General features: G+C 38.8%; 22 protein-coding genes and 1 other RNA gene. 6 read left to right on the plus strand and 17 right to left on the minus strand.

What is annotated here, in order from left to right; translation table 11 throughout:
* Positions 1-77: 77 nt before the first annotated feature.
* The 8 genes from cbpF to OC530_RS03555 all read right to left on the minus strand — a co-directional run bounded on the left by cbpF (position 78) and on the right by OC530_RS03555 (position 7,343).
* A complete protein-coding gene (gene cbpF / locus OC530_RS03520; RefSeq protein ID WP_262079542.1) occupies positions 78-1,043 on the minus strand; it encodes a choline-binding protein CbpF in 966 nt (321 codons plus the stop codon).
* A gap of 98 nt (positions 1,044-1,141) precedes the next feature.
* Positions 1,142-1,831 (minus strand): response regulator transcription factor, encoded by a 690-nt coding sequence (locus tag OC530_RS03525; protein WP_033689345.1) that lies wholly within the window; start codon positions 1,829-1,831, stop codon positions 1,142-1,144.
* Between the two features lie 11 nt (positions 1,832-1,842).
* Positions 1,843-3,267: an NADP-dependent phosphogluconate dehydrogenase gene (gndA, locus tag OC530_RS03530; protein ID WP_000158778.1), complete on the minus strand. Its 1,425-nt coding sequence runs from the start codon at positions 3,265-3,267 to the stop codon at positions 1,843-1,845.
* 75 nt (positions 3,268-3,342) lie between these two features.
* Positions 3,343-4,749 (minus strand): mid-cell-anchored protein MapZ, encoded by a 1,407-nt coding sequence (gene mapZ / locus OC530_RS03535; protein ID WP_262079546.1) that lies wholly within the window; start codon positions 4,747-4,749, stop codon positions 3,343-3,345.
* A 12-nt stretch (positions 4,750-4,761) separates the two neighbouring features.
* A complete protein-coding gene (locus OC530_RS03540; protein ID WP_262079547.1) occupies positions 4,762-5,919 on the minus strand; it encodes a class I SAM-dependent RNA methyltransferase in 1,158 nt (385 codons plus the stop codon).
* Between the two features lie 84 nt (positions 5,920-6,003).
* Positions 6,004-6,384, minus strand: an RNA gene (gene rnpB, locus OC530_RS03545) — RNase P RNA component class B.
* A 20-nt stretch (positions 6,385-6,404) separates the two neighbouring features.
* Positions 6,405-6,746, minus strand: coding sequence for a cell division regulator GpsB (gene gpsB, locus OC530_RS03550; RefSeq protein ID WP_262079549.1), 342 nt, complete (start codon positions 6,744-6,746; stop codon positions 6,405-6,407).
* 69 nt (positions 6,747-6,815) lie between these two features.
* Positions 6,816-7,343 carry a DUF1273 domain-containing protein gene (locus tag OC530_RS03555; protein ID WP_262079551.1) on the minus strand — a complete coding sequence of 176 codons (528 nt, stop codon included), beginning with the start codon at positions 7,341-7,343 and terminating at the stop codon, positions 6,816-6,818.
* Positions 7,344-7,409: 66 nt separating this feature from the next.
* On the opposite strand from OC530_RS03555, the gene recU reads away from it, so the two are divergent.
* Both recU and pbp1a read left to right on the plus strand, forming a co-directional pair.
* A complete protein-coding gene (gene recU, locus OC530_RS03560; protein ID WP_261078539.1) occupies positions 7,410-8,006 on the plus strand; it encodes a Holliday junction resolvase RecU in 597 nt (198 codons plus the stop codon).
* Positions 8,003-10,198: a penicillin-binding protein PBP1A gene (pbp1a, locus tag OC530_RS03565; protein WP_112444348.1), complete on the plus strand. Its 2,196-nt coding sequence runs from the start codon at positions 8,003-8,005 to the stop codon at positions 10,196-10,198. Before recU ends, pbp1a begins: the two co-directional genes overlap by 4 nt.
* Before the next feature lie 141 nt (positions 10,199-10,339).
* Here the strand turns inward: pbp1a and OC530_RS03570 are convergent, their stop codons facing one another.
* The 4 genes from OC530_RS03570 to OC530_RS03585 form a co-directional block, all read right to left on the minus strand.
* Positions 10,340-12,319 carry a peptide ABC transporter substrate-binding protein gene (locus OC530_RS03570; protein ID WP_112444345.1) on the minus strand — a complete coding sequence of 660 codons (1,980 nt, stop codon included), beginning with the start codon at positions 12,317-12,319 and terminating at the stop codon, positions 10,340-10,342.
* Between the two features lie 234 nt (positions 12,320-12,553).
* Positions 12,554-13,654, minus strand: a complete 1,101-nt coding sequence (gene glf, locus OC530_RS03575; protein ID WP_262079557.1) for a UDP-galactopyranose mutase — start codon at positions 13,652-13,654, stop codon at positions 12,554-12,556.
* A 332-nt stretch (positions 13,655-13,986) separates the two neighbouring features.
* Positions 13,987-15,945 (minus strand): peptide ABC transporter substrate-binding protein, encoded by a 1,959-nt coding sequence (locus OC530_RS03580; protein ID WP_262079559.1) that lies wholly within the window; start codon positions 15,943-15,945, stop codon positions 13,987-13,989.
* A gap of 195 nt (positions 15,946-16,140) precedes the next feature.
* Positions 16,141-17,748 carry an alpha-glucosidase gene (locus tag OC530_RS03585; RefSeq protein WP_262079561.1) on the minus strand — a complete coding sequence of 536 codons (1,608 nt, stop codon included), beginning with the start codon at positions 17,746-17,748 and terminating at the stop codon, positions 16,141-16,143.
* A 152-nt stretch (positions 17,749-17,900) separates the two neighbouring features.
* Between OC530_RS03585 and OC530_RS03590 the strand changes: the two genes are divergently transcribed.
* Both OC530_RS03590 and OC530_RS03595 read left to right on the plus strand, forming a co-directional pair.
* Complete coding sequence (locus OC530_RS03590) at positions 17,901-19,385, plus strand: DUF1846 domain-containing protein (protein WP_262079563.1); 1,485 nt, start codon at positions 17,901-17,903, stop codon at positions 19,383-19,385.
* Positions 19,386-19,479: 94 nt separating this feature from the next.
* On the plus strand, positions 19,480-19,962 hold the full coding sequence (locus tag OC530_RS03595; protein WP_000032547.1) for an S-ribosylhomocysteine lyase: 483 nt from the start codon (positions 19,480-19,482) through the stop codon (positions 19,960-19,962).
* 359 nt (positions 19,963-20,321) lie between these two features.
* Here OC530_RS03595 and OC530_RS03600 read toward each other — a convergent pair whose 3' ends face one another.
* Both OC530_RS03600 and OC530_RS03605 read right to left on the minus strand, forming a co-directional pair.
* Positions 20,322-20,777 (minus strand): thioredoxin family protein, encoded by a 456-nt coding sequence (locus OC530_RS03600; protein WP_262079565.1) that lies wholly within the window; start codon positions 20,775-20,777, stop codon positions 20,322-20,324.
* Positions 20,770-21,609 (minus strand): excalibur calcium-binding domain-containing protein, encoded by an 840-nt coding sequence (locus OC530_RS03605; protein ID WP_262079566.1) that lies wholly within the window; start codon positions 21,607-21,609, stop codon positions 20,770-20,772. The genes OC530_RS03600 and OC530_RS03605 overlap by 8 nt, the downstream gene beginning before the upstream one ends.
* A gap of 184 nt (positions 21,610-21,793) precedes the next feature.
* Here OC530_RS03605 and OC530_RS03610 point away from each other — a divergent pair, with 184 nt between their 5' ends.
* On the plus strand, positions 21,794-22,120 hold the full coding sequence (locus OC530_RS03610; protein ID WP_262079568.1) for a helix-turn-helix transcriptional regulator: 327 nt from the start codon (positions 21,794-21,796) through the stop codon (positions 22,118-22,120).
* Between the two features lie 213 nt (positions 22,121-22,333).
* Here OC530_RS03610 and OC530_RS03615 read toward each other — a convergent pair whose 3' ends face one another.
* The 3 genes from OC530_RS03615 to OC530_RS03625 all read right to left on the minus strand — a co-directional run bounded on the left by OC530_RS03615 (position 22,334) and on the right by OC530_RS03625 (position 24,474).
* Positions 22,334-22,747 carry a hypothetical protein gene (locus OC530_RS03615; RefSeq protein WP_262079570.1) on the minus strand — a complete coding sequence of 138 codons (414 nt, stop codon included), beginning with the start codon at positions 22,745-22,747 and terminating at the stop codon, positions 22,334-22,336.
* A gap of 8 nt (positions 22,748-22,755) precedes the next feature.
* Positions 22,756-23,736 (minus strand): hypothetical protein, encoded by a 981-nt coding sequence (locus OC530_RS03620; RefSeq protein WP_262079572.1) that lies wholly within the window; start codon positions 23,734-23,736, stop codon positions 22,756-22,758.
* Positions 23,737-24,027: 291 nt separating this feature from the next.
* On the minus strand, positions 24,028-24,474 hold the full coding sequence (locus OC530_RS03625) for a hypothetical protein (RefSeq protein WP_001035221.1): 447 nt from the start codon (positions 24,472-24,474) through the stop codon (positions 24,028-24,030).
* Positions 24,475-24,650: 176 nt separating this feature from the next.
* Here OC530_RS03625 and OC530_RS03630 point away from each other — a divergent pair, with 176 nt between their 5' ends.
* On the plus strand, positions 24,651-24,785 hold the full coding sequence (locus OC530_RS03630; RefSeq protein ID WP_262079575.1) for a hypothetical protein: 135 nt from the start codon (positions 24,651-24,653) through the stop codon (positions 24,783-24,785).
* The last annotated feature ends 208 nt before the right edge of the window (positions 24,786-24,993 follow it).

Below are 24,993 nucleotides of genomic sequence, written 5' to 3' on the forward strand. Positions count from 1 at the left end.
AGTATTTATTCTCTCCTATCTATTTTATTATATTTTCACAAAAAAAGCGATTGTTTCCTTTACAATCGCCTCTTTCATTATTGAACCCATTCGCCATTATAATTGACAGAATAGCCTTCTACAGTGGTATTCACTGCCAAAGTACCTGAGCTATAAGCGTAGTACCATTTACTACCGACCTGGAACCAACCAGTTGCCATAGCTCCTGATGAACGAAGATAGTACCACTTGTTACCAAGATATTGCCAGCCAGTTTGCATATCACCATTTTCAGCATCAAGATAATACCAAGTTGAGCCTTCTTGATACCAGCCAGTTGCCATTGCACCTGATGAACGGAGGTAGTACCACTTGTTACCAAGATATTGCCAACCAGTTTGCATAATACCAGTTGTTGGATCTAGATAATACCATGGAGCAGCTTTTAGCTTATCTTCATCATATGTAAGAGGAAAATCCTTAACCCAACCACGTGCTAGCTCCCCAACAGTCAATCTGTTGATGCGAGAATCAAAGCCACCATCCTTCAGTAAATAATACCAGTGCCCCTCATCATAAATCCAACCAGTTTTTAAGGTGTGATAACTACGTTGATCTTCAAAATAATAGACTCGTTTCTCTGCTGGACTATTATATTGTTCCCCATGATGCTTGTTGACATTTGTAGCTGTTTTTGCTTCTAAAACTTGCTTACCAACAAATTCTTGTAGTACCCCATCTTGACCAAAGTAAAACCAATCTGGTCTAAAAGCAATATCTTGCCTTATAGAAGAACCAATCGTAACCCCTTCGTGTGGAGCAGGTATATATTGCCAGCCGACAACCATCTCTCCAGATAAAGGATCAAAATAATAGTACTTACCATCAATCACTCGCCAGTAGGTTTCTTTGAGTTCCCCCTTCTTGTAGTAGGTTCTACCATTTTCTTTGACAAATTGCCAACCTTCTGAATCAGCATCATCCGCCAATACTGCACTTGTCGCTAGCAAACCAAAGAAAAAGACTGCTAATGCGATTTGCATCAATTTTTTTATTATTTTCATTAGACCTATCCTCCATAACTGATTATAGCAAAGGCCAAACTGCATGTCAATATATAGAACACCCCTCAAAAAAGCAGTTACATAACTGCAACTGCTTTCTATTCTTGCATGGTGTAACCGACACCACGCACGGTTTTAATGTAGCTTTTTTGACCTTTTACATCAAGCTTGCTACGTAGATAACGGATATAGACATCCACGATATTCGTTTCGGTTGCACTTTCATACTTCCAGACACTTTCCAACAACTGCTCACGAGTCAGAACTTTCTTGCTTCCCATAAGAGTAGCCAAAAGGTCATACTCACGACGGGTCAGAGCAATCATCTCTTCGCCACGATAAACGGTATGATGTTCTACATCCATACGCAGATTGCGATAAGACGTTGGAACCTTCATCTGACTACAGTGTTGATCGATGAAGTCCCGACCTCGGAAAATCGCTGAAATACGAGCTACCAGATTCTCAATAATAACTGGCTTATAGATGTAAGAAACGGCAAAGCGTTGGATTGTCTCAATCTGATCTTGCAATTCTTCACGATGGTCCAAGACCATGATGACCGAAGCTGGCTTAGTCCGACTCAGCTTGTCTGCAAAATCCTGGGCTGTCATATCCCCCAGACGAGCATTCAATAAAATCAAGTCATAGTCTGTCTGAAGAGCCATGGAGAGGGCTTTTTGCCCCTCCTCAACCTGATCAACTCGGTATTGCTCTTTTTGGAGTTCCAAACTTAAAAAATGAGCTAGATTTCGTTCTTTCTCAAGTAATAAAATCCGTTTCCCCATGGCAGACCTACTTATTTTTCGTCATACCAAGAGTAGTGGAATGTTCCTTCTTTGTCTTTACGTTGGTAAGTGTGGGCACCAAAGTAATCACGTTGCGCTTGAATCAAGTTAGCTGGAAGGTCAGCTGAACGGTAGCTATCAAAGTAAGTAATAGCTGCTGAGAAAGTTGGCACTGGTACACCAGCTTGAACAGCAAGAGCTACAATGTCACGCACTGCTTGTTGATACTTAGCAGTAACATCCAAGAAGTACTCATCCAAAAGAAGGTTAGCGAGGTCTGCATCACGGTTGTAAGCATCTGTAATCTTTTGCAAGAAACGAGAACGGATGATACAGCCATCACGCCAGATAGATGCGATGTCTGCAAATGGCAAGTTCCAGTTGTTTTCTTTAGAAGCTACACGCAATTGAGCAAAACCTTGTGCATATGAAATGATTTTTGAGAAGTAAAGGGCTTGACGGATCTTTTCAATCAACTCAGCCTTGTCTCCTTCAAATTTGAAGGCAGCTGGTTTTGGAAGAACCTTGCTAGCATGTACACGTTCTTCTTTGTAAGTTGAAATGTAACGGGCAAATACTGACTCAGTGATGAGTGACAATGGCACACCAAGGTCAAGTGATGATTGGCTAGTCCATTTACCAGTTCCCTTATTACCTGCGGCATCAAGGATGTAGTCTACGATTGGTCCATCTTGGCCTTCATCGTCTTTACGGCTCAAGATATCAGCTGTGATCTCAATCAAGTAGCTGTCCAATTCCCCCTTGTTCCACTCAGTAAAGATTTCAGCCATGTCTTCTGCAGAAAGGCCTAACAAGTGTTGCATCAAATCATAGCTTTCTGCGATCAATTGCATGTCACCATACTCAATACCGTTATGAACCATTTTCACATAGTGACCAGCTCCATCAGGACCGATGTAAGTCACACATGGTTTGCCATCTTCTGGTGCTTTAGCTGAGATTTCTTCAAGAACATCCGCAACCAATTCATAGGCTTCTTTTTGTCCACCAGGCATGATAGAAGGACCTTCAAGGGCACCTTTTTCACCACCAGAAACCCCAGTACCGATAAAGTTGATACCTGAGTTTGCCAATTCTTCATTACGACGGATTGTATCTTTGTAGAAAGTATTTCCACCGTCGATCAAGATATCACCTTTGTCAAGGTGTGGAAGAAGGGCTTGGATAGTAGCATCTGTACCAGGTCCAGCTTGAACCATCAGCATGATACGACGAGGTTTTTCGATTGAGTTTACAAAACTTTCAACATCATAGCTTGGCACAAAGTTCTTTTCAGGATGGCAAGCAATTACATCTTCAGTTTTTTCTTTACTACGGTTGTAGATAGCAACTGTGTAACCACGAGATTCAATATTAAGGGCAAGGTTACGACCCATTACGGCCATACCTACGACACCAAAGTTAGCTTTTGTCATTTGACACTCCTCTTGTTTGATTTGTTTTATTTTATCATTTTTACTTTTGAAAAGAAAGAATTTTGTAACGACTGCTTAGTAGTCCAAGTCATCCGCATGACCAGCGCCATTTCCGACAAAGTAGCCTGTCTTACAGTTAAGGGTAAAGAGATAGGTTCCATCTGGCTTGTAGAGGTTGTAATAACCATTGCCGTTAACGATATTGACGCGTTCAAGGATATATTGGTCTCCAGTGATATAGCCACGCGAACGTGAAGTCGCTAGAATTTGTTCCAAGACACCATCCGCAAAATCCCAAGCAGAGTTGTTACTATCATCAATAGCAGACTGATTATAGGCAACACGACTAGCACTTCTTTGAACAGCAACACCCGCACTTGATACGCCCATATTGACTTCGCTACGAGAACTTCTAGTCTCATTGGAGGCAGCATTTGAACTACTTGGGCTTGTCTCACTGGTCGTATTTGAGCTTGTTTGACTTGAGCTTGAGCTACTAGTTTGACTTGAACTTGAGCTGGAAGCATTTGTTTGCTGGCTCTTACCAAGGCTGATAGCCTTATCTAGCACTTTATCAAGCTCCGTATTCCCAGTTTTAATATCTGTAAATTTAGCGTCCGATTTGGCTTTGGCATTGGTATCCAAGACACCATCCACAATAGCTGGCTTCTCAAATTGTGCATTGACATCTTGAATGGCCTTGATTTGCGTTGCTAGACTATCATACTTCGATTTGGCAAGCGTATGTTCACGACTACCTTCCAGCTTATCAAGTAAGGTCTTGAGTTGACTTAGTTTATCAAACTGGCTATTTTTCAAAGCCGTTTTATTGCTGTCTGTGTAAAAGGCGTCATAAAGTGTATTAAAATCATCCACATCTGATTGATTGGCTGTAGTTGATTGAGAAGTTTCAATTTCCTTGGTCGAGCGATTCACTTGACGATAGACATAATAAGCACTGACACAGATAATTATTGATACAAGCGCCAAAGCGGTTAAAACAAAGCCTTTTTTGCTTTTCTTTTCTGAGTCTTCTTGTTCCAGACGAGAAAGGTTTTGCTCCTCTTCCACTTCTTCAGTCATTTCTGTTGGATTTTCATCCTCTAGCAATAGAGGATCCAAGCCTTGCTCCTCATCGTCCAGAGGCAAGGATGGTAAGATGTCTTCAGAAGATGGAACTTCCTCCGAAGAAGCTTCTGACTCTTCTACAGCCTCACGCATCTCTTGAATTAAATCATCCAGACTCTGCGTTTCAACTAACTCCTCTTTTTTGTATTGACGAGTCGCAAACTTATCTGCTTCGATTTCATCTTTGTGTTGTTTAACATACTTGTCCAAAATGGAATCCTCAGGCAAGACTCCTGCTTCCACTTCTTCATTTTTACGAATAGCTTGACCAACTGTTAGCTCTTTTGCCTCATCAAAATCAAATTGCGGTTCTTGACCTTCTTTTTTATGACGATTTCGTCTTTTTTTACTCATGAGTATCCCTTTCTATTTTACCTCTTGCCGTTTGACACGCTGACCAAAATATTGATACAGATCCACTTTCAAGGTTCCGTTGTATAACTTACGCTTCTTATCTGCTTGACTACCATACTTGCTTTCAAAGGCTTCATCACTAGTCAGGATAAATTTGCTCCAAGTTTTCAGTGGTGCAAATACTTGACCCATTTCAGCATAGAGCTTGGTCACCCCTGCATCATCTGATAAACGCTCCCCGTAAGGCGGATTGGAGATAATCACACCATTGATTTTATCAGAACGTAAATCCTGCACGCGCATCTGCTTAAAGGTAATATCTCCTGCAACACCAGCTGCCTGAGCATTGGCTTTAGCAATTTCTACCATGCGAGCATCAATATCACAGCCCATGATATCCAGTTCCAGCTCACGATCCACTTTTTGAGCCGCCTCTGTGCGAACATCTTGAATCAAGCGATCGCTAACCCAGTTCCATTCCTCAAATGCAAAAGAGCGACGCAGACCTGGAGCCATCTTTCTAGCAATCATGACCGCCTCGATACAGAAAGTTCCTGAACCACAGGTCGGATCAATCAAAGGCTTATCTGGGTACCAGTTAGAAAGTTGCAAAATAGCTGCTGCCATATTTTCCTTGATAGGAGCCCCACCCTTTTCCGTACGATAGCCACGTTTAAAGAGACTGGATCCTGTCGTATCAATCATGACAGTTGCCACATCTTTGAGAATAGAGACCTCAATCTTAAACTCTGGGCCATTCTCCATCAAAGGAACCCCTTCTGGACGGGCGTAGTGTTTCTGCAATTTCTTGACAACAGCTTTCTTAGAAATAGCCTGAACACTGGGTTCATTGTGAAGTTTAGATTTAACACATTTGGCCTTGGAAATCGGGAACCGAGCTCCGAGTGGTAAATAATTTTCCCAATCTAAAGCGAAAACTCCCTGAAACAGCTCTTCAAAAGTCTTAGCTGGGAAGGTTCCTACGATAATTTTGATACGATCTGCTGCCCGAAGCCAAAGGTTGGTTTCGATAATAGCTCTCACGTCTCCTTGAAAACGAACACGTCCATTTTCAACCTGACAATCGTAGCCCAGCTCTCGTACTTCTCGTCCTACAACAGCTTCAAGACCTGCTGCCACAGTTGCAATTAAATTAAATTCTTTTTTCATGTTACAGTCTTGCAAGACCTTTCTATATGTCCACTTTAAAAAATGAGGTTGAGAAAATTTCTCAGCCCCAACCTATATGCAATTTTCTATAAGCCATGTTTTGTTCCAGAAGTGACTAGGACCACTTCCTTCGATAATCATCTGTCTACCACTAACAGCTCTAGCTGATAGCAGTCAGAATACTACGTTCGTTTCCGCGTACTCCATGCCCCGACCAAAATTTGGGTTGCTAGCTTGAGGGGTTTACCGCGTTCCACTCTCTCCGTTTCCAGAAAGACTCCGTCACTGTGGCACTTTCAAGCCTACTCTGGCCTATCCAAGGACTTAGCCATTTCAACTGCCGTAACGATTTCTCGTCCCTAGGCTTATGGTTTCGCCTAGCACAAACACTACAGGCATCACAGCCTGTGCTAGCATGGACTTTCCTCATGAGAAGCAATTCTCCTCACGCGATTATCCAAAAATTGCATGTAACAAGACCTGAATTACAAATCAGTATTGTCTAAAATTTGTTTACCAAAAACTTCTTTTTCAAGACGATTCAAGCGTTTCAAAATATCAAAATTCGTCATAGAAGATGAAGCAGACACATCAATTGGATCTGGGTGACTAGGACTTGGAGCCGAACTCACTTGCGGTTTACGAGCTAATTCTTCCTTCAAATCCGCAATTTCCTGACGAAGTGACTTGACCAAGGCAGCATAGGTTTCATAATCCTTAATGACATCGTCTAAAAACTCATCAACTTCTACCTTGCTATACCCACGGACTTCACGCCCAAACTCTTGTTCAAAAATATCTTTCGCTGAAAAAATAATACTTGCCATGTCTCTCTCCATTCTCGCTTGCTAGTATTATTATATAAAAAAAGCCAAACAAAAATCAAGGTCAAAGCTTCAATTTTCGGAAAAATTTTCAGCAAGTTCATTTAGCTGATCAAATGTTAATCTCTTTATAAAATAGTCCTCTTGATTTTTCATCTTTTGGTAAAAATAAGCTAGTTTCGTTTGATTTTCTTCATCATAAAAAAGATAAGAACTATTCGTATTTTCCAGTAAAAACTGCTGGTAATCTCTTAACTGACCTTTGTGTTCATAGCGAGGATAGGCATATTTGACAAAGTCTACCTGCTTAAAACGACTCAGTTTCATCTGATTGCCTTCATTCCAATTTTCCCCATGGGTTTCAAAAGCAAAAATGGTGGCCAACTGGAAACCGTATTCGGTCTTCATTTCCTGAGCAACCTCTAAAACCCAATATTCAAAACCCAAAGTCCCTGTAAATACAAGCCAAGTCACCCCATCTGCTGCCATAGCCTCTAAATCTTTACGTATCGCTTTTTTAATCAATTTCAGACGAGGATCCTTGTCTGAAAATAAACCCAAATCAAAAGCAGAATAGCCCAAAACCAAAGCTGTAGTCATTTTTAACCCTTTCTGTGCAAATTTATGATATAATAGAGTGATGTTATTGTACCAATAAGGAGAATTATGGTCAACTATCCTCATAAAATTTCATCACAAAAAAGACAAACATCTCTTTCTCAACCCAAAAATTTCGCAAATCGAGGAATGTCTTTTGAAAAGATGATCAATGCTACCAACGACTACTATTTGTCTCAGGGCTTGGCTGTTATACATAAGAAACCAACCCCTATTCAAATCGTACGAGTGGACTATCCACAACGAAGTCGTGCCAAGATTGTTGAAGCCTATTTTCGACAAGCTTCAACGACGGACTATTCTGGCGTTTATAATGGATATTACATCGACTTTGAAGCCAAGGAAACAAAACAAAAACGTGCGATTCCGATGAAAAATTTTCATCCACATCAGATTCAGCATATGGAACAAGTCCTTGCCCAACAAGGAATCTGCTTTGTCCTTCTTCACTTTTCTTCCCAGCAAGAAACCTACTTATTGCCGGCATTCGATTTGATTCGCTTCTATCATCAAGATAAGGGACAAAAATCAATGCCACTTGGATATATTCGAGAATATGGATATGAAATCAAGGCTGGTGCCTTCCCTCAAATTCCCTATCTCAATGTTATCAAAGAACATTTATTAGGTGGTAAAACAAGATGAACAAACCAACGATTCTGCGCCTAATCAAGTATCTGAGCATTAGCTTCTTAAGCTTGGTTATCGCAGCCATTGTCTTAGGCGGAGGAGTTTTTTTCTACTACGTTAGCAAGGCTCCTAGCCTATCCGAGAGTAAACTAGTTGCAACAACCTCTAGTAAAATCTACGACAATAAAAATCAACTCATTGCTGACTTGGGTTCTGAACGCCGCGTCAATGCCCAAGCTAATGATATTCCCACAGATTTGGTTAAGGCAATCGTTTCTATCGAAGACCATCGCTTCTTCGACCACAGGGGGATTGATACCATCCGTATCATGGGGGCGGCATTGAGAAACCTCCAAGGGAAAGGAGGGCTCCAAGGGGCTTCAACCTTGACTCAGCAATTGATTAAATTAACTTATTTCTCTACTTCAACTGCCGATCAAACCTTGTCACGTAAAGCCCAAGAAGCTTGGCTAGCCGTTCAATTAGAGCAAAAAGCAACCAAGCAAGAAATCCTGACCTACTACATCAACAAAGTCTACATGTCTAACGGTAACTATGGAATGCAAACCGCAGCCGAAAATTACTATGGAAAAGACTTGAAGGATTTAAGCTTGCCACAGTTAGCACTCCTAGCCGGAATGCCTCAAGCACCAAACCAATATGATCCATATTCCCATCCAGAAGCTGCTCTAGAGCGTCGTAACTTGGTACTTTCAGAAATGAAGGGACAGAAGTATATCAGTGCAGAACAGTATGAAAAAGCAATTAATACTCCTATCACTGATGGTCTCCAGAGCTTGAAATCAGCCAATAGTTATCCAGCCTATATGGACAACTACCTCAAAGAAGTAATCGACCAAGTCGAACAAGAAACTGGCTATAACCTTCTAACTACTGGGATGGATGTCTACACAAATGTAGACCAAGAGGCTCAAAAACGTCTGTGGGATATCTACAACTCCGATCAATACGTCTCTTACCCTGACGATGATTTGCAAGTCGCATCTACGGTCGTGGATGTAACAAATGGTAAAGTCATTGCTCAGTTAGGTGCCCGTCACCAATCAAGTAATGTATCTTTCGGAATCAACCAAGCCGTTGAAACCAATCGTGACTGGGGTTCTAGTATGAAACCAATCACTGACTATGCTCCCGCTTTAGAATATGGAGTCTATGACTCTACTGCGTCTATTGTACATGATGTTCCTTATAACTATCCTGGCACTGATACTCCACTCTACAACTGGGATCATGGCTACTTTGGAAACATTACAATCCAGTATGCTCTTCAACAATCACGAAATGTCACAGCCGTTGAGACTTTGAATAAGGTCGGTCTAGATAGAGCTAAAACCTTCCTTAATGGTCTTGGTATCGACTATCCAAGCATGTATTATGCAAACGCCATTTCAAGTAACACAACTGAATCCAACAAACAGTACGGTGCAAGTAGTGAAAAAATGGCAGTTGCCTACGCAGCCTTTGCTAATGGTGGTATTTACCATAAACCAATGTATATCAATAAAATAGTCTTCAGTGATGGTAGTGAAAAAGAATTTTCTGATGCCGGTACACGAGCTATGAAAGAGACTACAGCCTATATGATGACCGAAATGATGAAAACAGTCTTAGTTTATGGTATCGGACGTGGTGCCTACCTACCATGGCTTCCACAAGCTGGTAAGACTGGTACTTCTAACTATACTGATGAAGAAATCGAAAAATATGTCAAAAACACTGGTTACGTAGCTCCAGATGAATCGTTTGTAGGATATACTCCTAAGTATTCTATGGCTGTATGGACTGGATACTCAAACCGTTTTACTCCAATAGTTGGAGATGGTTTCCTAGTTGCTGCCAAGGTTTATCGCTCAATGATATCGTATTTATCAGAAGATGAGCAACCTGAAGATTGGACGATGCCAGATGGCCTGTTCCGAAATGGCGAATTTATCTTCAAAAATAGTACAAAAAATACTTGGAATAATCAAACTACACAACAAAGTTCACAACAAACGCAAATAGTAGAGAATTCCTCTACAACAGCTGAAAGTACAACTACACAGGCAAGTTCGACGGTTGGACAACAACCCAATAATGCTCCAGCAACTGATCCTAACCAAGGACAAGCTGGTCAAGCTGGTCAACCGACACAACCAGTACAACCAACGCCACAAAATCCACAAGTTCAACAACCACAACAGTGAGATGAAAGAAAATCCTGAGAATAAAAACTCAGGATTTTTTCTACAAAAAAATTAGCTTCATAATCTTTGAAAGTGAAGAGAGGTTTCAACTCATTTTCAATAAACCAAAAGAAGTTAGCTTACAACTAACTTCTTTTTATCTTATTTCACATGTTTTGCGAGTTCTTCTTGCGCTTTTTTATTGGATTCTGCTTTTTCTTTCATCCATTTTTCTTGAGCTTTTTGATATTCATCTGCAGTAACTGCCTTGTCTTGAAGTTCAAGGTATTTATACAAGACTGGGTCACTTGTACCTTTATTTCCTGACAATGCAAATGGTATTGTAAATGGTACCATCTTAGACAAGATTGGACGACCAGTTTTAGAAGTTGTTGGGATGATCAAGGCACTATCTGTCAACCAAGCTTGGGCTGCTGCGTATTTATCATATCGTTTAGCAACATCTGTAGTCTCATCACCAGCTTCAGTAACCAATTTTTCGTAGTCATATAGACCTACTTTTTTAGCAGCTACATTATCTTCCCCTGAGTCAAATCCTAAATATGTTTTAGTACTTTCTCCTACAGAAGGTTTGATAATATCAAGGTAGGTTGATGGATCGGCAAAGTCTGGACCCCAACCGACATTATCTGATAAATCCCAGTCTTCGCCAGCAGCATTTTCGGCAAATAGAGTTACATTAAGCAATTCATCTTTTTGCAATTGTTGGATATCAATAACGACATTATCAGTTCCTAAAGTTGCTTCCAAGGATTGTTTCATAGATTGGACACGTTGAACTTTTGTAGTTGCTGTCTGGTCAACAGGCATATCTAGGTGAATTGGGAATTGTACTCCCTCAGCTTGTAGGGCTGATTTGGCTTTGGCAAATTCTGCTTTAGCTTTTTCTGGATTGTAAAGACCATCTTGTGAATCTGCAAGATTGACATCCTTCCATTCATCCCCATAAGTCACTAATTTTTCTTTGACTATATCGCCAAAGTTCTTCCCATCTGCTTGAACAAATGTTGGTGGAACAAAGAGATTACGCAAGATTTTGCTTGCTCCAGTTTCTCCATTCAACTGAGAGGCATAGGCTGTACGGTCAAAACCAAAGGCAATAGCCTGACGGAAATCCTTGTTTAAGAGAGCCTTTTTAGTTGAAGTCTTTTGTTCTTCGCTAGTCTTAGATGTGTGTTTATAAGATTGACGGTCAATATTTGTCCCTACTAGATAAGTCGTAGAGTCTTGTTGCGTATAGACGATATTGTCTTTCATACTCTTCTCAAGCTCTGCGAAACTTGCACTTGTTGGATAAAGACGAGCTGCTGTAAGGCTACCATCTTTAAAGTTTTCTGCTGGTTTGCTGGTATCTTGCCCATCCCAGAATGACAATTTGACCTTGTCAATATGCACATTGTCCTTATCCCAGTAGTTCGGATTTTTCGCAAATTCAACAGAGGATTTAGTCACAATGGATTTCAACAAATAAGGGCCGTTATACAAGAGACTACTTGGATCCGTAGCTTTGGCAAAATCATCCCCTTTTGAGTTCAAAAACTCTTCATTGACTGGCGCAAGCACACCCATGGTTGTTTTTGAGTTCCAAAAAGTTTCAGGTTTGTTCAAGGTGTATTGGATTGTTTGGTCGTCAAGGGCTTTAATCCCGACTTGAGCGAAGTCTGTGATTTCACCTTTGGCATAGGCATCCAGACCTTTGATTGAATCCTGTACCAAGTAAAGGGCTTCTGCTTTCTTATCTGTTGCATATTTAAGTCCTGTTACAAAGTCCTGAGCCTTAACAGGAGCGTACTCTTCTCCCTCAGATGTATACCACTTGGCATCCTGACGAATCTTATAAGTATAAGTCAAGCCATCCTTAGAGACTGACCAGTCTTCTGCCAATGAAGGAACAAGGTTCCCGTATTTATCATTTTCAAGTAGTCCATCGATCACATTACTAGTAATCTCAGAAGTTGCTGCCTTACCAGTTGTCAAATAGTTGAGATTATCTGGATGTGTCTCGTAGGTAAATGCAAAGGTCTTTTCACCTTGAGCGCCTGAACCCCCAGAACAAGCAGCTAAAACACCAGCTGCTAATAAGGTTACTCCCGCAAGAGCCAATACTTTTCTTGTTTTCATAGTATTCTCCTTTGTTTTTTTATTCATTATAGACTCTTTTTCAAGTCCTGTCAATAGAATTTTCTGAATTTTAAGAGTTATTTGTTATATTTGATATATTCTGAAAAATAAAATTGTTCATTTATGCTAAAAAAGCCAACATAGGTTCTCTTCTGATAAGCAGAAAAGAATCTTGTTGACCTTACTTCTAAAAATCTTAAGTAGCAAAGATTCTAAAATAACGGAATCCTTGCATTATTGTCCCAACTCTTCCTCGACCACTTCCAAAGCTCGTTCAATGACCACATGCATGTCGTAGTATTTATAATCAGCCAAACGTCCACAGAAAATCACCTTATCATTCTGTGCTGCTTCTTCTTGATATTTAGCAAACAGGACATTGTTTCTCCCATCATTGATTGGGTAATATGGTTCATCTCCTCGTTTCCAATCAGCTGGGTATTCACGAGTAATGACCGTTTTAGCTTGTGCTCCGTACTCAAAATGTTTATGCTCAATAATACGAGTATAAGGAATTTCTCGCTCTGTATAGTTTACAACTGCATTTCCTTGATAGTTCTCTTCATCAAGAACTTCATGCTCAAAACGAAGACTACGGTATTCTAACTCACCATATTTATAATCAAAGTATTGGTCAATCATCCCCGTAAAGACAACTTTTTCAGCAGAAGCTTCTAATTCCTCACGATTGGCAAAAAAGTCAACTCCAAGTTCTACTTCCACATCCTTGAGCATATTTTCGATAATGACATTATAGCCACCGATTGGAATTCCTTGGTAACGGTCATTAAAGTAGTTATTATCAAAAGTCAAACGAACTGGTAGACGTTTGATGATAAAGGGTGGAAGGTCAGTCGCAGAACGCCCCCATTGCTTTTCAGTGTATCCTTTAATCAACTTTTCATAAATATCTGGACCGATCAACTTGATAGCCTGTTCTTCCAAGTTTTTAGGTTCAACGTCCTTCATGTGAGCCGTTTGCTCAGCAATCTTATCTTTGACCTCTTGAGGAGTTTTTGTCCCCCATATAGCATAGAAAGTATTCATATTGAAAGGTAGATTATAAAGGCTACCCTTGTAATTAGCTAGAGGCGAGTTGATATAATTGTTAAACTCAGCAAATTGATTCACATAATCCCAAACTTTTTTACTAGAAGTATGGAAGATATGAGCACCGTATTTATGAACATTAACTCCTTCTACATTCTCACAGTAGATATTTCCACCAATGTGGTCACGTTTATCAATAACTTTTACTTTTTTTCCACGCTTAGTCGCCTCATAAGCAAAAATTGCTCCCGACAAACCAGCACCAACGATTAGATAGTCGTACATAGTCTCTTCCTTATCATTTACCTCTCATCTCCTTAACTATAGCAAAAGAGAGGATCTTTATACTCTTCGAAAATCTCTTCAAAGCACGTCAGCGTCCATCTGCAACCTCAAAACAGTATTTTGAACTGACTTCGTCAGTTCTATCTACCACCTCAAAGCTGTACTTTGAGCTAACTTCCCAGTTACTCTTTGATTTTTATTGAGTATTCGTTTCAATCTATTTTAGCACAAAACAAATCATTTCTCAGTTTTCAATAGCCGAGTGATTTAAAAAGACAAGCACCAAAACTGATGTTTGTCTTTAGGATTTTGCTTGAAAAGGCTATTTCTAACTATTTAACATGTTTTTCTGCTTCTTTTTGGGCTTTTTCGATTGCTTTTTTGCTTTCTTGCTCCCATTTGGCCTTGGCTTCTTCATACTGTTTGGTTGTCACAGTATCTTTTTGCAGTTTCATGTACTTGTAGTTATTGCCATCACCCTTGATGCCGACCAGTGAATACCCTCTTGTAAATGGCGTTACTTTGGTTACAGATGCTGTACCACCACTTGACATGGCTGACATAATCAGAGAATTGTCAATCATCCAAGCCTGTGCTTCAGCATATTTTTCATAGCGTTTGGCTACATCTTTATTTTCACGATCTGCATCTTTGAGCATCTTGGTGTAGGTATCCAGACCTAGGCTAGTGATTTTTTCCTTGTCTTCCTTGGCATCTAGTCCAAAAATCTTGAGGTAGAATCCATCCTCTGCATTGAAAGGATTGAGATAAGTTGATGGATCTTGGTAGTCACCTACCCAACCATCAAAGTTCAAATCATAGTCACGATCAGCTGCTGTCGGTGCTAAGAAGGCTACATTATTAAAATCATCTGTTGAAAGTTGCTGAACATCAATGACAATGTTATCAGCACCCAAAACTGACTCAAGGGTCTGCTTAACTGAGTTCATACCTGTCACGGCATTCTTACTTGTCTGATCAACTGCAACATCCAAGTGTATTGGGAAGGTCACACCTTGACTTGCCAATTCTTTTTTAGCTTCCACAAATTTTGCTTGGGCTTTTTCTTTGTTAAAATAGGCATCCTGAGCATCTGCCAGGTTAATACCTGACCATTCTGTGCCATAGTTGACCAATTTAGAAGCGACTACTTCTCCAAAGGTCTTGTCTCCAACTTGGACAAATGTAGGAGGTACTAGGGTGTTACGAAGGGTCTTGCTAGCTGCTTCTTCCCCATTTGACTGGGCAGAATAGGCTGTGCGGTCCAAGGCAAAGTTCACCGCTTGGCGGAAGTTCTTATTCAAGACAGCAGTCTCAGTTGATTTTTTCTGCTCATCTGTCGTTTTAGACGTATGGTTGTAAGCCTTACGGTTGACGTTGAAATTGAAGTACCAAGAAGTCTTGTCCTGCAAGCTATAAACGATATTATCCTTATATTTTTCCTTGGTCTTGGCGAAGTTAGAACTATTTGGATAAACCCCAGCGATTGAATAGGCTCCACTTTCAAAGTTACGGATGGTCAATTCTTGGTCTGAGCCATCAAAGTAAGCCAATTTCACATGTTCAATTGATACTTTGTCATGATCATAGTAATGCGGATTTTTCACATACTCGATTGATGATTTTGATGTAAAATCTTTTAACAAATAAGGTCCGCTGTAGAGAATACTATCTGGAGATAGGGTTCCAAAATCTTTCCCTTTTGAATTTAGAAACTCTTCATTTACTGGGAAAAGAATACTATTGGTTGTTTTTGAATTCCAGTAAGGTTCTGGGCGTGTCAAAGTATACTCGACAGTCTGGTCGTCAATGGCCTTCACCCCAACCTTAGAAAAGTCAGAATCCGCTCCTGTAATATAATCATTCAAGCCCTTGATCGAGTTTTGAACCAAGTCAATGGCCTGTGATTTATTATCCACTGCATACTTAATACCTGTCACAAAATCTTGTGCCTTGACTGGGGCATACTCTTCACCGTCAGCTGTGAACCATTTGGCATCTTTTCTCAATTTGTAGGTATAAGTCAGACCGTCGCTCGAAACAGACCAGTCTTCTGCCAAAGATGGAACTAGGTTTCCATGGTTGTCATTTTCAAGCAAACCATCAACTAGGTTGGTAATGATAGCCGTATTATCAGCGTAGTAGTCTAATAGATAGTTAAATGTAGTTGGATTTCCACTAAAGGTTGATGAGTAAGTTTTTGTATCTGAACCTGATTGTCCGCAAGCAGCTAAAAGCAAAGCAGCCGCAAAAGTCAGGCCTGCACTAAGGATACGCTTTTTTGTAGTCATCTTCTTTCTCCTTTATGTTAGTTTTTGTAACATAGATTTATTTTACCAAAATAGTGGGAATTTGTAAAGTTAATTAAATTTTGAGAATGAAAGTTTATAAACTTTAGTCATAAAAAAACAAAGGATTTCTGTCTTTCATACAGTCCTCCCTTGTTTTTATACGATTTCAATTTTAAATTTTTCTGTAAAAAATATTTATAGTAATTCCACACAGAAAGCATCCCATGGAGCTAAGATCTGTTTTTCAAATGCTTCTTGAGCCATGGTGTTTTCAATCAAGACAGATTTGACTTTTCCTTCTACTGCCAGGTCTTGCTCTTCATTGGACAAGTTAGCCACAACTAAGAAACGACGGTCTCCATCTTTACGAATATAGGCAAAGACCTTGTCAGCCGTTTCAAGCAATTCAAAATCAGCTCGAATCAGCCAGCTGTTCGCCTTACGGATTTGAACCAACTTCTGATAGGTATAGAAAATAGAATCTGGATTTGCCAGCGCTTCTTGAACGTTGATTACCTGATAGTTTGGATTAACTGCCAACCAAGGTTGACCTGTTGAGAAACCAGCGTTTTGGCTTTCATCCCATTGCATTGGAGTACGAGCATTGTCGCGACCAATGACACGGATGCTGTCCATGATTTCTTCCATCGGAACGCCTTTTTCAAGAGCCTCACGCGCATAGTTGAGGGATTCAATATCTTCTACTTGGTCCAGTGTTTCAAACGGATAGTTGGTCATCCCAATCTCCTCACCTTGGTAGATATAAGGAGTTCCTCTCATGAGATGAAGCAAGATTGCAAAGGTTTTGGCAGATTTTTCGCGGTATTCCTGGTCATTTCCCCAGATTGAGACGATACGAGGAAGGTCATGATTGTTCCAGAAGAGCGAATTCCAGCCTTCCTCAACTCCTAATTCTGTCTGCCATTTGTTGAAAATCTCTTTTAACTTAGCAATATTCAGCTCTTTTTGATAGTGCCATTTAGGCTGACCTTCCTGATACTGAAGACCGATGTGTTCGAACTGGAAAACCATAGACAATTCTTGCCCCTTTGGATCAGAGTAGAGCTTGGCAATCTCTGGCGTTGCTCCCCATGTTTCCCCTACTGTTAAGAGATTCTTATCTCCAAAGGTCGCTTGATTCATCTCCTTAAGATAGGGATGGAGCATCGGACCATTATTGACTACTTTCTCGTCAGGAATTTTCCCAATCATGTCAATAACATCCATACGGAAACCGCCAATGCCTTTATCAATCCAGAAGTTCATCATCTCATAAATTTTCTGGCGAAGTTTTTCATTTTCCCAATTGAGATCAGGCTGTTTCTTACTGAAAAAGTGGAGATAGTATTGACCTGACTTTTCATCGTATTCCCAAGCAGATCCGCTAAAGATAGAATCTAGGTCGTTGGGTTCATCCCGCCAGACATAGTAGTCTCGCTCAGGGCTGTCAGGATTTTCACAGGCCTCGACAAACCATGCATGTTCATCTGAGGTATGATTAACCACCAAGTCCATGATGATACGAATATCACGCTTCTTAGCTTCCTCGATTAGTTGGTCCATATCCTCCATGGTTCCGAAAATAGCTGCAATCGCTTGATAATCAGCAATATCGTAGCCATTATCATCCATAGGGCTGTCATAAACGGGAGAAAGCCAGATCGCTGTGATTCCTAACTTGGCTAGATAGTCTAACTTACTGGTAATTCCTGGCAAATCGCCAATTCCATCTCCGTTGCTATCCATAAAGCTCTTAGGATAAACTTGATAGACTACGGCATTGTGCCACCATTTTTCTTGCATCTTCTTACCTCATTATTTTAATAATCTATAGTCTATGATAGCGCTTTTTAGAATTTTGTGCAAGCGTTTGCCTAATCTTTTTAATTTCTTTTTTGACTCCATAGTTTCCTAACTTCCAATTTTTTATTATAATAGAGGTCAGAGGTAAAAAAATGAAAAAACAAGCTTTTAGTTCTGAACAATATTTGAATCTACAACGCGACCACATTTTGGAGCGCATTAACCAATTTGACGGAAAACTCTACTTGGAGTTTGGTGGCAAAATGTTAGAAGATTTCCACGCTGCTCGTGTTCTTCCTGGTTATGAGCCTGACAACAAAATCAAGCTCTTGCAAGAATTGAAAGAGCAGGTTGAGGTTGTGATTGCCATTAATGCTAGCAATATCGAACATTCTAAAGCACGTGGTGACTTAGGCATTTCTTATGACCAAGAAGTTCTTCGTTTGATTGATAAATTCAATGAATTGAGAATTTTTGTTGGCTCAGTGGTCATTACACAGTACGCTGGCCAACCCGCTGCAGATGCCTTCCGCAACCAACTTGAGAAAAACGGAATTGATTCTTATCTTCATTATCCAATCAAGGGATATCCGACAGATATGGATCACATCATTTCTCCAGAAGGTATGGGGAAGAACGACTACATCAAAACCAGTCGAAACTTGATTGTTGTAACTGCTCCTGGACCTGGTTCTGGAAAATTGGCAACCTGTATGTCCAATATGTACCACGACCAAATCAATGGCATCAAGTCTGGCTACGCTAAATTTGAAACCTTCCCAGTCTGGAACCTGCCCCTTCATCACCCAGTCAACTTGGCCTACGAGGCTGCCACAGCAGACCTTGATGATGTCAACATGATTGACCCCTTCCATCTCCAAACCTACGGAGAAACCACTGTCAACTACAACCGTGATATTGAAATTTTCCCAGTGCTCAAACGCATGTTGGAACGTATCCTTGGTGAATCTCCATATGCTTCTCCAACAGATATGGGTGTCAACATGGTTGGTTTTGCTATTACAGACAATGAGGCTGCTGTCGAAGCTTCTAAACAAGAAATCATTCGTCGCTACTATCAGACTGTTCTTGATTTCAAAGCCGAAAAAGTTGGCGAATCTGCTGTCAAGAAAATTGAGTTGCTTATGAACGACCTTAGTATCACACCTGCAGACCGTAAGGTTGCTGTTGCTGCACGCCAAAAAGCAGAAGAAACTGGCGGACCAGCCCTAGCCCTTGAATTGCCAACTGGGGAAATCGTCACAGGTAAGAACTCAGAACTCTTTGGCCCTACAGCAGCTGCCTTGATCAACGCTATCAAGAAATCAGCTGACATCGCTAAAGAAGTAAAACTAATCGAACCTGAAGTTGTCAAACCGATCCAAGGTCTTAAAATCGATCATCTCGGTAGTCGCAATCCACGCCTGCATTCAAATGAAATTTTGATTGCACTTGCTATCACAGCTACAGAAAATCCTGATGCTGCTCGTGCTATGGAAGAACTTGGCAACCTCAAAGGAAGCGAAGCCCACTCAACTATCATCTTGACTGATGAAGACAAGAATGTCCTTCGTAAACTGGGTATCAACGTAACCTTTGACCCTTACTACCAATACGACCGCTTGTATCGTAAATAAATATTTCAACCTCTCCACTCTCGGAGAGGTTTTCTCTCTGCCTCAGGAGCCAGCTTTGTGTTATAATGAAATTAGAAAACTGAAAGGATTTACCATGTCAAAAGAAGTTATTGTTGAAAGTTTTGAACTTGACCACACTATTGTTAAAGCACCTTATGTCCGCTTGATTGGGGAAGAAACAGGACCAAAAGGAGACATCATCTCCAATTATGATATTCGCTTGGTGCAACCAAACGAAGACTCAATCCCTACCGCTGGCCTTCACACTATCGAGCACCTCTTAGCAAAACTCATCCGTACCCGCATTGACGGTATGATTGACTGTTCACCATTTGGTTGTCGCACAGGCTTCCACATGATTATGTGGGGGCGTCATACCAGCGCTGAAATTGCGGCTGTTATCAAGGATTCGCTCAAGGAAATCGCTGAGACTACTACTTGGGAAGATGTCCCTGGAACAACCATCGAATCTTGCGGAAACTACAAGGATCACAGCCTCTTTTCTGCTAAAGAATGGGCAAAACTCATCCTTGAACAAGGGATTTCAGATGATGCCTTTGAACGCCATGTGATTTAAACGTAAAAAAGATGCTGGAAAAAAGGCTTTAAAACCAGAAAAACGCATAGTATCAAGTGTTAAAAAATCTTGATATTATGCGTTTTATTATAGGAAGATTTTCTAAATAGGAACTAAACAAATCTAAACCACTTCATCTAATCCTCTTTTATGCCATTATTTTCAATCAAAGTTAATTTTGATTTAATCTATTTTGTAAAATACCTGTTCGGAGCTATTCGGAGCACTTTGTCCAGCTATGATTCTATTTTTGATTAAATCAGAATCAACCCATTTTATAGTAATGCCAATTGGATAAACACTCATACCATATCCTGTAGGTCCTGATCTCACACTAAAATCTATATGTCCATCGCTTCTCATTTTTGCCTTAGATATTTGTACTTACTTACAAATAATTCAATCCCTTCAACATTAGCTTGACTTGCATTCGGTAATCTGTCATATACTGTACCATTTGTGAAGTAAGTGAGATTGGGTATTGTTTTGAATCCTACGGTTGTTTTAAAGTTATTCCAACTTGTCTTATCTATATGCTCACTATCCAAGTAATACACAGTTATCTTGGTTTCATCTACTGCTTTTGCTAGCTTTGGAGCAAATTCTTGACAGTATGGACAACTTTCTCTCCCTGTGTATAGGTAAAAGCTTTCTTGATGTTGTATTTTCTGTTCTACAGCCTCTAAACTTATCTTTTGAAGTCTATTTACAGCTATCTGGTAGTCTGTTTGTGGCTGAGTGGTTAAGCATGCTGTGAATGTGACAATTATAATAAGTAGTAGTGACAGTAGAATAAGAACTTTTTTACTATTCATCACATCCGTATCCGTCTTTGTCTCTATCTAACCATGGACCGTATTGTGGGTCACTAGCAGGTATGTTTACACGTCCTGCTTTGCGTGCTTCCTTACAGTTTTTGAACGGTCTTAAATTTGATTGTGTAGCAGGCGTAGACGATTGTGTAGGAGTAGTTGTAGTGTGAGATGAAGCTTGTTCTTGCTCTTTTTCTCGTGAAGATGCTTTCTTTTCCTCCTCTTTTGATTTGGAGGCTTCGATACTTGCTTTTTCCTCTTCTTGTGCTTTCTCTGTTTTTCTTACTTCACTGATTGCTAACGAGCCTTTACCAATTGAATCATATTTCTCTATAGATACTGTGTTTCCTGTATAGACCATAAGTTCATTTATTTTCACAGCTAGTGATTCAGGTGTACGGATCAGAAGCTTCTTACCTGTTATGTTGTACTCACGGTATTCATCTTTTTCTTCAATCCCAATTACCTCAGCTTCAACTTCGTAGAGTTTATCTGTGTTAGAGAGTTTGTGTGCTATCTCTCTCACTGCTTTGGCTCGTAGTATGATTTTAATTTGTGGTGTATTTAGATAAGCGTCTACAGCTATATGTCCAGTTGGAGACCATTTCTCTATTTTAGAGCTAGTTTCACTACTGGATGATGAAGTAGAGGAAGAAGAACTAGACTGTTTAACTTGTGAAGACTGTTTGACGGAATCATTAGCCTTAGTTTGAACTTGTGAGTGTTTAGTGCTACCGCTAGTTAATAGTGTGAAGAACAAAATGAGGATAAGCAATAGTACAATACTACCTATAATCTTTTGTTCTTTGCTTAATTCCTTAAGCTTTTTAAGCATATATATCCTCCTGATGTTTAACTTTATTTAATGAAATAAAAGAAATATTTCCTAACAGTTATAATTATATCACACAAACTTTAACAATAGAATATATTTTTGACAAATATTAAATCATAGAGAATGTAAACCTGATTGTTTAATCTATAAGATAGATAGTAGATTTAACATAGAGGGTGAAGGAATGGATGATATATTAGAAACTATAAGTAATCAGATACGAGACTTACGAGTTTCAAAGAAGATTACACAGCAAGAACTAGCAGAAAGAACAAATCTAAGTGTTCCTTATATCAGTCAGATAGAGAATAACCACAGAAATATCTCTTTGGAAACTTTTGTGAAGATTGTTGATGCCTTGGAAGTTCCGTTGAGTGATTTTTTCTTACCTTATTCTGTGGTGCAAGATACAGAGATGATGGAACTGTTATTGAAGATTCAGAAACATCCACAGCATAAGATGATTGTTCATAAGGTAATAGAAATACTTGAATTAAGCCAAGATAGCTAGTGATAAATTAAAAAGCACCTAAAGTGTAATTTATACTAAATCTATCTAATCGTAGACGGTTACGTTATTCAGATAAGGAATGAGGTATAGGTTGTAATTTTAGAATGTTTTTCTTTGTTGAAGAAGTCGATTAAAAAACAAAAAGAAAAAAGAAAGCACTGAATCTGAGTATCCAGTGCTTATCTATTACCTTAAAAAACGTGTTACCTATTATCAGAGCGTTAGAAGTACTCTAACGATTATTGCTAAGATTGTCGCAAATATTGTTGCTCCTAATATCAAAGTAGCACTATCTTTCTCTCCTTTTTCTTTTAGAAGTCGATACATTACTGAGGGGATAACAGCAAAAACAGGGTGCCATATCAATATAGCAAAAACTCCAAGCCATGCATAAATCTTAATATTGCTAACTGTCAGAAATCCTTTTTCTTCTTCTTTCTTTTCTGTGTGAACTTCACTAGACTTTTTAGTTATAATATAGGTTCCTTCAGATTGATATACCTCTACTATATCCCCTAGTTGTGGTACAAAATTAAAAGAAGTGTGTTCAACTTTTAGCAAAGTTCCATCATCTTTACCTAAATAGATTAGAGTTTCTTCGATTTTAATAACTTTATAAGTATTCATAACTTCTCCTAATTGTCATACATGTAAGCCACCATATAAGGCAGTGTTTTTGTAGCTTTAAAGACCGTTTCATAACTTTGTCTTCCTTGTGCTAGTCCGTACAATGTTATATGGTCATCTTCAGCTATAACTCTATTATTGTACTCCGAAGGAATAGAAACTAAGATAATTTTATCATAGTCATCATTTATAGCTACACGAAGAGTATAGGCTTTCCTATCTTCCATAGCTTGTAAAACTTTCCCATATACTCTTACTTTAGTATTTACGGCTACTTCATCATGATTCCAACTATTATAATCCACTTCACCATAATTTGCTTTATCATTGTCTACAGTAATCTTAGGTTTTGATGGTACTGAGGAAGATGAACTAGAGCTACTCTCTTTAGATGAGGAAGGTGTAGTAGAGCTACTTGCCTTTGAAGATGATGAAGAGCTAGAACTATTCTTAGATGACGACGTGGAGGACTTAGAAGTGCTCTGTGATGTAGTCTTCTTTGAATTTGAAGGGGTATTATTTACATACTGAGCAAAAGCAATGGATAAAATAACAGTTAAAATACCTACAATAAAATACTTGATAGAACTTTCTTTATTAACTTCACTCTTCTTAATAGATGAAATAATAATAAATATAAGATTTAATACTATCATCAATACCGAAACTACAAAAAACAATATTGCTGTAGCTTTCAACATGCTTTCTCCCACATAGAAAGCAGCACTTAGGATTATCATAGCCAAAACTACAAATAAAATCAGGTTTATCTTGCTAACTAATGATATTTCTTTAGCCTCTGATTTTTTAACTGGGGTACTTTCATTACTTACTTCAACCTTTATAGCAATATCACCATAAACCTCTACATAATCACCCATTTTAGGCTCAAAGTCACAAGATTCAATAGGAATTTCCTTTAAACTTCCATCTTCATAACCTATGTACACTGTGTTCTCAGTTATCTTTAAAATTTTTCCTTTATTCATACTTTACCTTTTATCAGTGAAATTTGTCTTTATCTATCTGGTAAGGTCTTATATCTCCTTGTAGTCTCACTATATAATAATCTTCATATTCAACTACCTGTGAGACTATCCCTGTAACCTTAACAGATTCAAATTCTTCAGTATCTAAATTCTGTTCTACAGTCCAAAAATAGATTTCATCTCCAATTTCAATACGGTTTAGAGAACTTCTACATCCTGACAGCAAAATAAGAAATGTGATTACTAAAAGAAATTTTAATAACCTCTTAGCTTTTCCTAACTGTACTAACATTATTTATTTTGTATTCTAACTCCTGAATACTCTTTATATAGTGATTTTCTATGACTCTTGTTTAATGTATAAGTCATAGTAATAGTTATAGAGTCAACTTTTTTAGTTTTATCACTAGCTGTCCATTGTATCTTGTAAATAGATTTATCTTCAATACCAATAGCAACAATAGCTTCATTTTCTTTTAATTCATTTTTATCAGCATTGTTTACGAAATAATACTCCAGCTTACTTTTATCAAATTTGTCAGCGTCTTCTTTGAAATATATATAACCAAACCCCTCAAAACCAACTAGTTTTTTATCTTTATCTATGGTTATAAGTCCTAAATCTGTATTATAGCTTCCCTCAATCATTTCGATTTTACTTAATTCTTTCTTGCTACAACCAGCCAACACAAAAAGAATAGACAATAATATAACTCCCAATATTTTCTTTTTATTCATAAAAAGCCTCCTGTTTTATATTTATGTTTAAAATATTGTTAAACACTACCCTAATTATACCACAAATAAATATACTTTTGTTAATCTTTTTTAAATTATTTTTAACTAAAGTAAATAAAAATATATCCCCTTAACCCATAAGATAAATAGCGAGACTTATCACAGAGGTTAAAGCTATGGGAGTTATTCTACATTCTGTCCCACAAGATACAGAGATGATGGAACTGTTATTGAAGATTCAGAAACACCCACAGCATAAGATGATTGTTCATAAGGTGATGGAAATACTCGAATTAAGCCAAGATAGATAATAGTAAATAAAAAAACGAATAAACTAGTTTTCTGAAAATCAGAGTTCTGTTTTATTCGCTTTTTTGTTTCATCTATTTATTCTCAGAATTCATAACAAAGAATTCCAAATACTCTTCTAAATTCAAATATCAATCTACATAGACAATATCTCACCTCAGATTTGTTACTGGATTTATCAATATTATCGAAAGTTGAAATTTCTATAAT

Source organism: Streptococcus sp. Marseille-Q5619, from assembly GCF_946901205.1.
Classification (GTDB): Bacteria; Bacillota; Bacilli; order Lactobacillales; family Streptococcaceae; genus Streptococcus.

Bases quoted from the DNA above. Each gene is read 5' to 3' on its own strand.
- gndA (WP_000158778.1), bottom strand. From the start codon at position 3,267: ATGACAAAAGCTAACTTTGGTGTCGTAGGTATGGCCGTAATGGGTCGT.
- cbpF (WP_262079542.1), bottom strand. From the start codon at position 1,043: ATGAAAATAATAAAAAAATTGATGCAAATCGCATTAGCAGTCTTTTTC.
- OC530_RS03600 (WP_262079565.1), bottom strand. From the start codon at position 20,777: ATGAATAGTAAAAAAGTTCTTATTCTACTGTCACTACTACTTATTATA.
- recU (WP_261078539.1), top strand. From the start codon at position 7,410: ATGGTCAACTATCCTCATAAAATTTCATCACAAAAAAGACAAACATCT.
- OC530_RS03570 (WP_112444345.1), bottom strand. From the start codon at position 12,319: ATGAAAACAAGAAAAGTATTGGCTCTTGCGGGAGTAACCTTATTAGCA.
- gpsB (WP_262079549.1), bottom strand. From the start codon at position 6,746: ATGGCAAGTATTATTTTTTCAGCGAAAGATATTTTTGAACAAGAGTTT.
- OC530_RS03555 (WP_262079551.1), bottom strand. From the start codon at position 7,343: ATGACTACAGCTTTGGTTTTGGGCTATTCTGCTTTTGATTTGGGTTTA.
- OC530_RS03625 (WP_001035221.1), bottom strand. From the start codon at position 24,474: ATGAATAAAAAGAAAATATTGGGAGTTATATTATTGTCTATTCTTTTT.
- OC530_RS03525 (WP_033689345.1), bottom strand. From the start codon at position 1,831: ATGGGGAAACGGATTTTATTACTTGAGAAAGAACGAAATCTAGCTCAT.
- OC530_RS03615 (WP_262079570.1), bottom strand. From the start codon at position 22,747: ATGAATACTTATAAAGTTATTAAAATCGAAGAAACTCTAATCTATTTA.
- OC530_RS03630 (WP_262079575.1), top strand. From the start codon at position 24,651: ATGGGAGTTATTCTACATTCTGTCCCACAAGATACAGAGATGATGGAA.
- pbp1a (WP_112444348.1), top strand. From the start codon at position 8,003: ATGAACAAACCAACGATTCTGCGCCTAATCAAGTATCTGAGCATTAGC.
- OC530_RS03610 (WP_262079568.1), top strand. From the start codon at position 21,794: ATGGATGATATATTAGAAACTATAAGTAATCAGATACGAGACTTACGA.
- OC530_RS03580 (WP_262079559.1), bottom strand. From the start codon at position 15,945: ATGACTACAAAAAAGCGTATCCTTAGTGCAGGCCTGACTTTTGCGGCT.
- glf (WP_262079557.1), bottom strand. From the start codon at position 13,654: ATGTACGACTATCTAATCGTTGGTGCTGGTTTGTCGGGAGCAATTTTT.
- OC530_RS03540 (WP_262079547.1), bottom strand. From the start codon at position 5,919: ATGAAAAAAGAATTTAATTTAATTGCAACTGTGGCAGCAGGTCTTGAA.
- OC530_RS03590 (WP_262079563.1), top strand. From the start codon at position 17,901: ATGAAAAAACAAGCTTTTAGTTCTGAACAATATTTGAATCTACAACGC.
- mapZ (WP_262079546.1), bottom strand. From the start codon at position 4,749: ATGAGTAAAAAAAGACGAAATCGTCATAAAAAAGAAGGTCAAGAACCG.
- OC530_RS03585 (WP_262079561.1), bottom strand. From the start codon at position 17,748: ATGCAAGAAAAATGGTGGCACAATGCCGTAGTCTATCAAGTTTATCCT.
- OC530_RS03620 (WP_262079572.1), bottom strand. From the start codon at position 23,736: ATGAATAAAGGAAAAATTTTAAAGATAACTGAGAACACAGTGTACATA.
- OC530_RS03605 (WP_262079566.1), bottom strand. From the start codon at position 21,609: ATGCTTAAAAAGCTTAAGGAATTAAGCAAAGAACAAAAGATTATAGGT.
- OC530_RS03595 (WP_000032547.1), top strand. From the start codon at position 19,480: ATGTCAAAAGAAGTTATTGTTGAAAGTTTTGAACTTGACCACACTATT.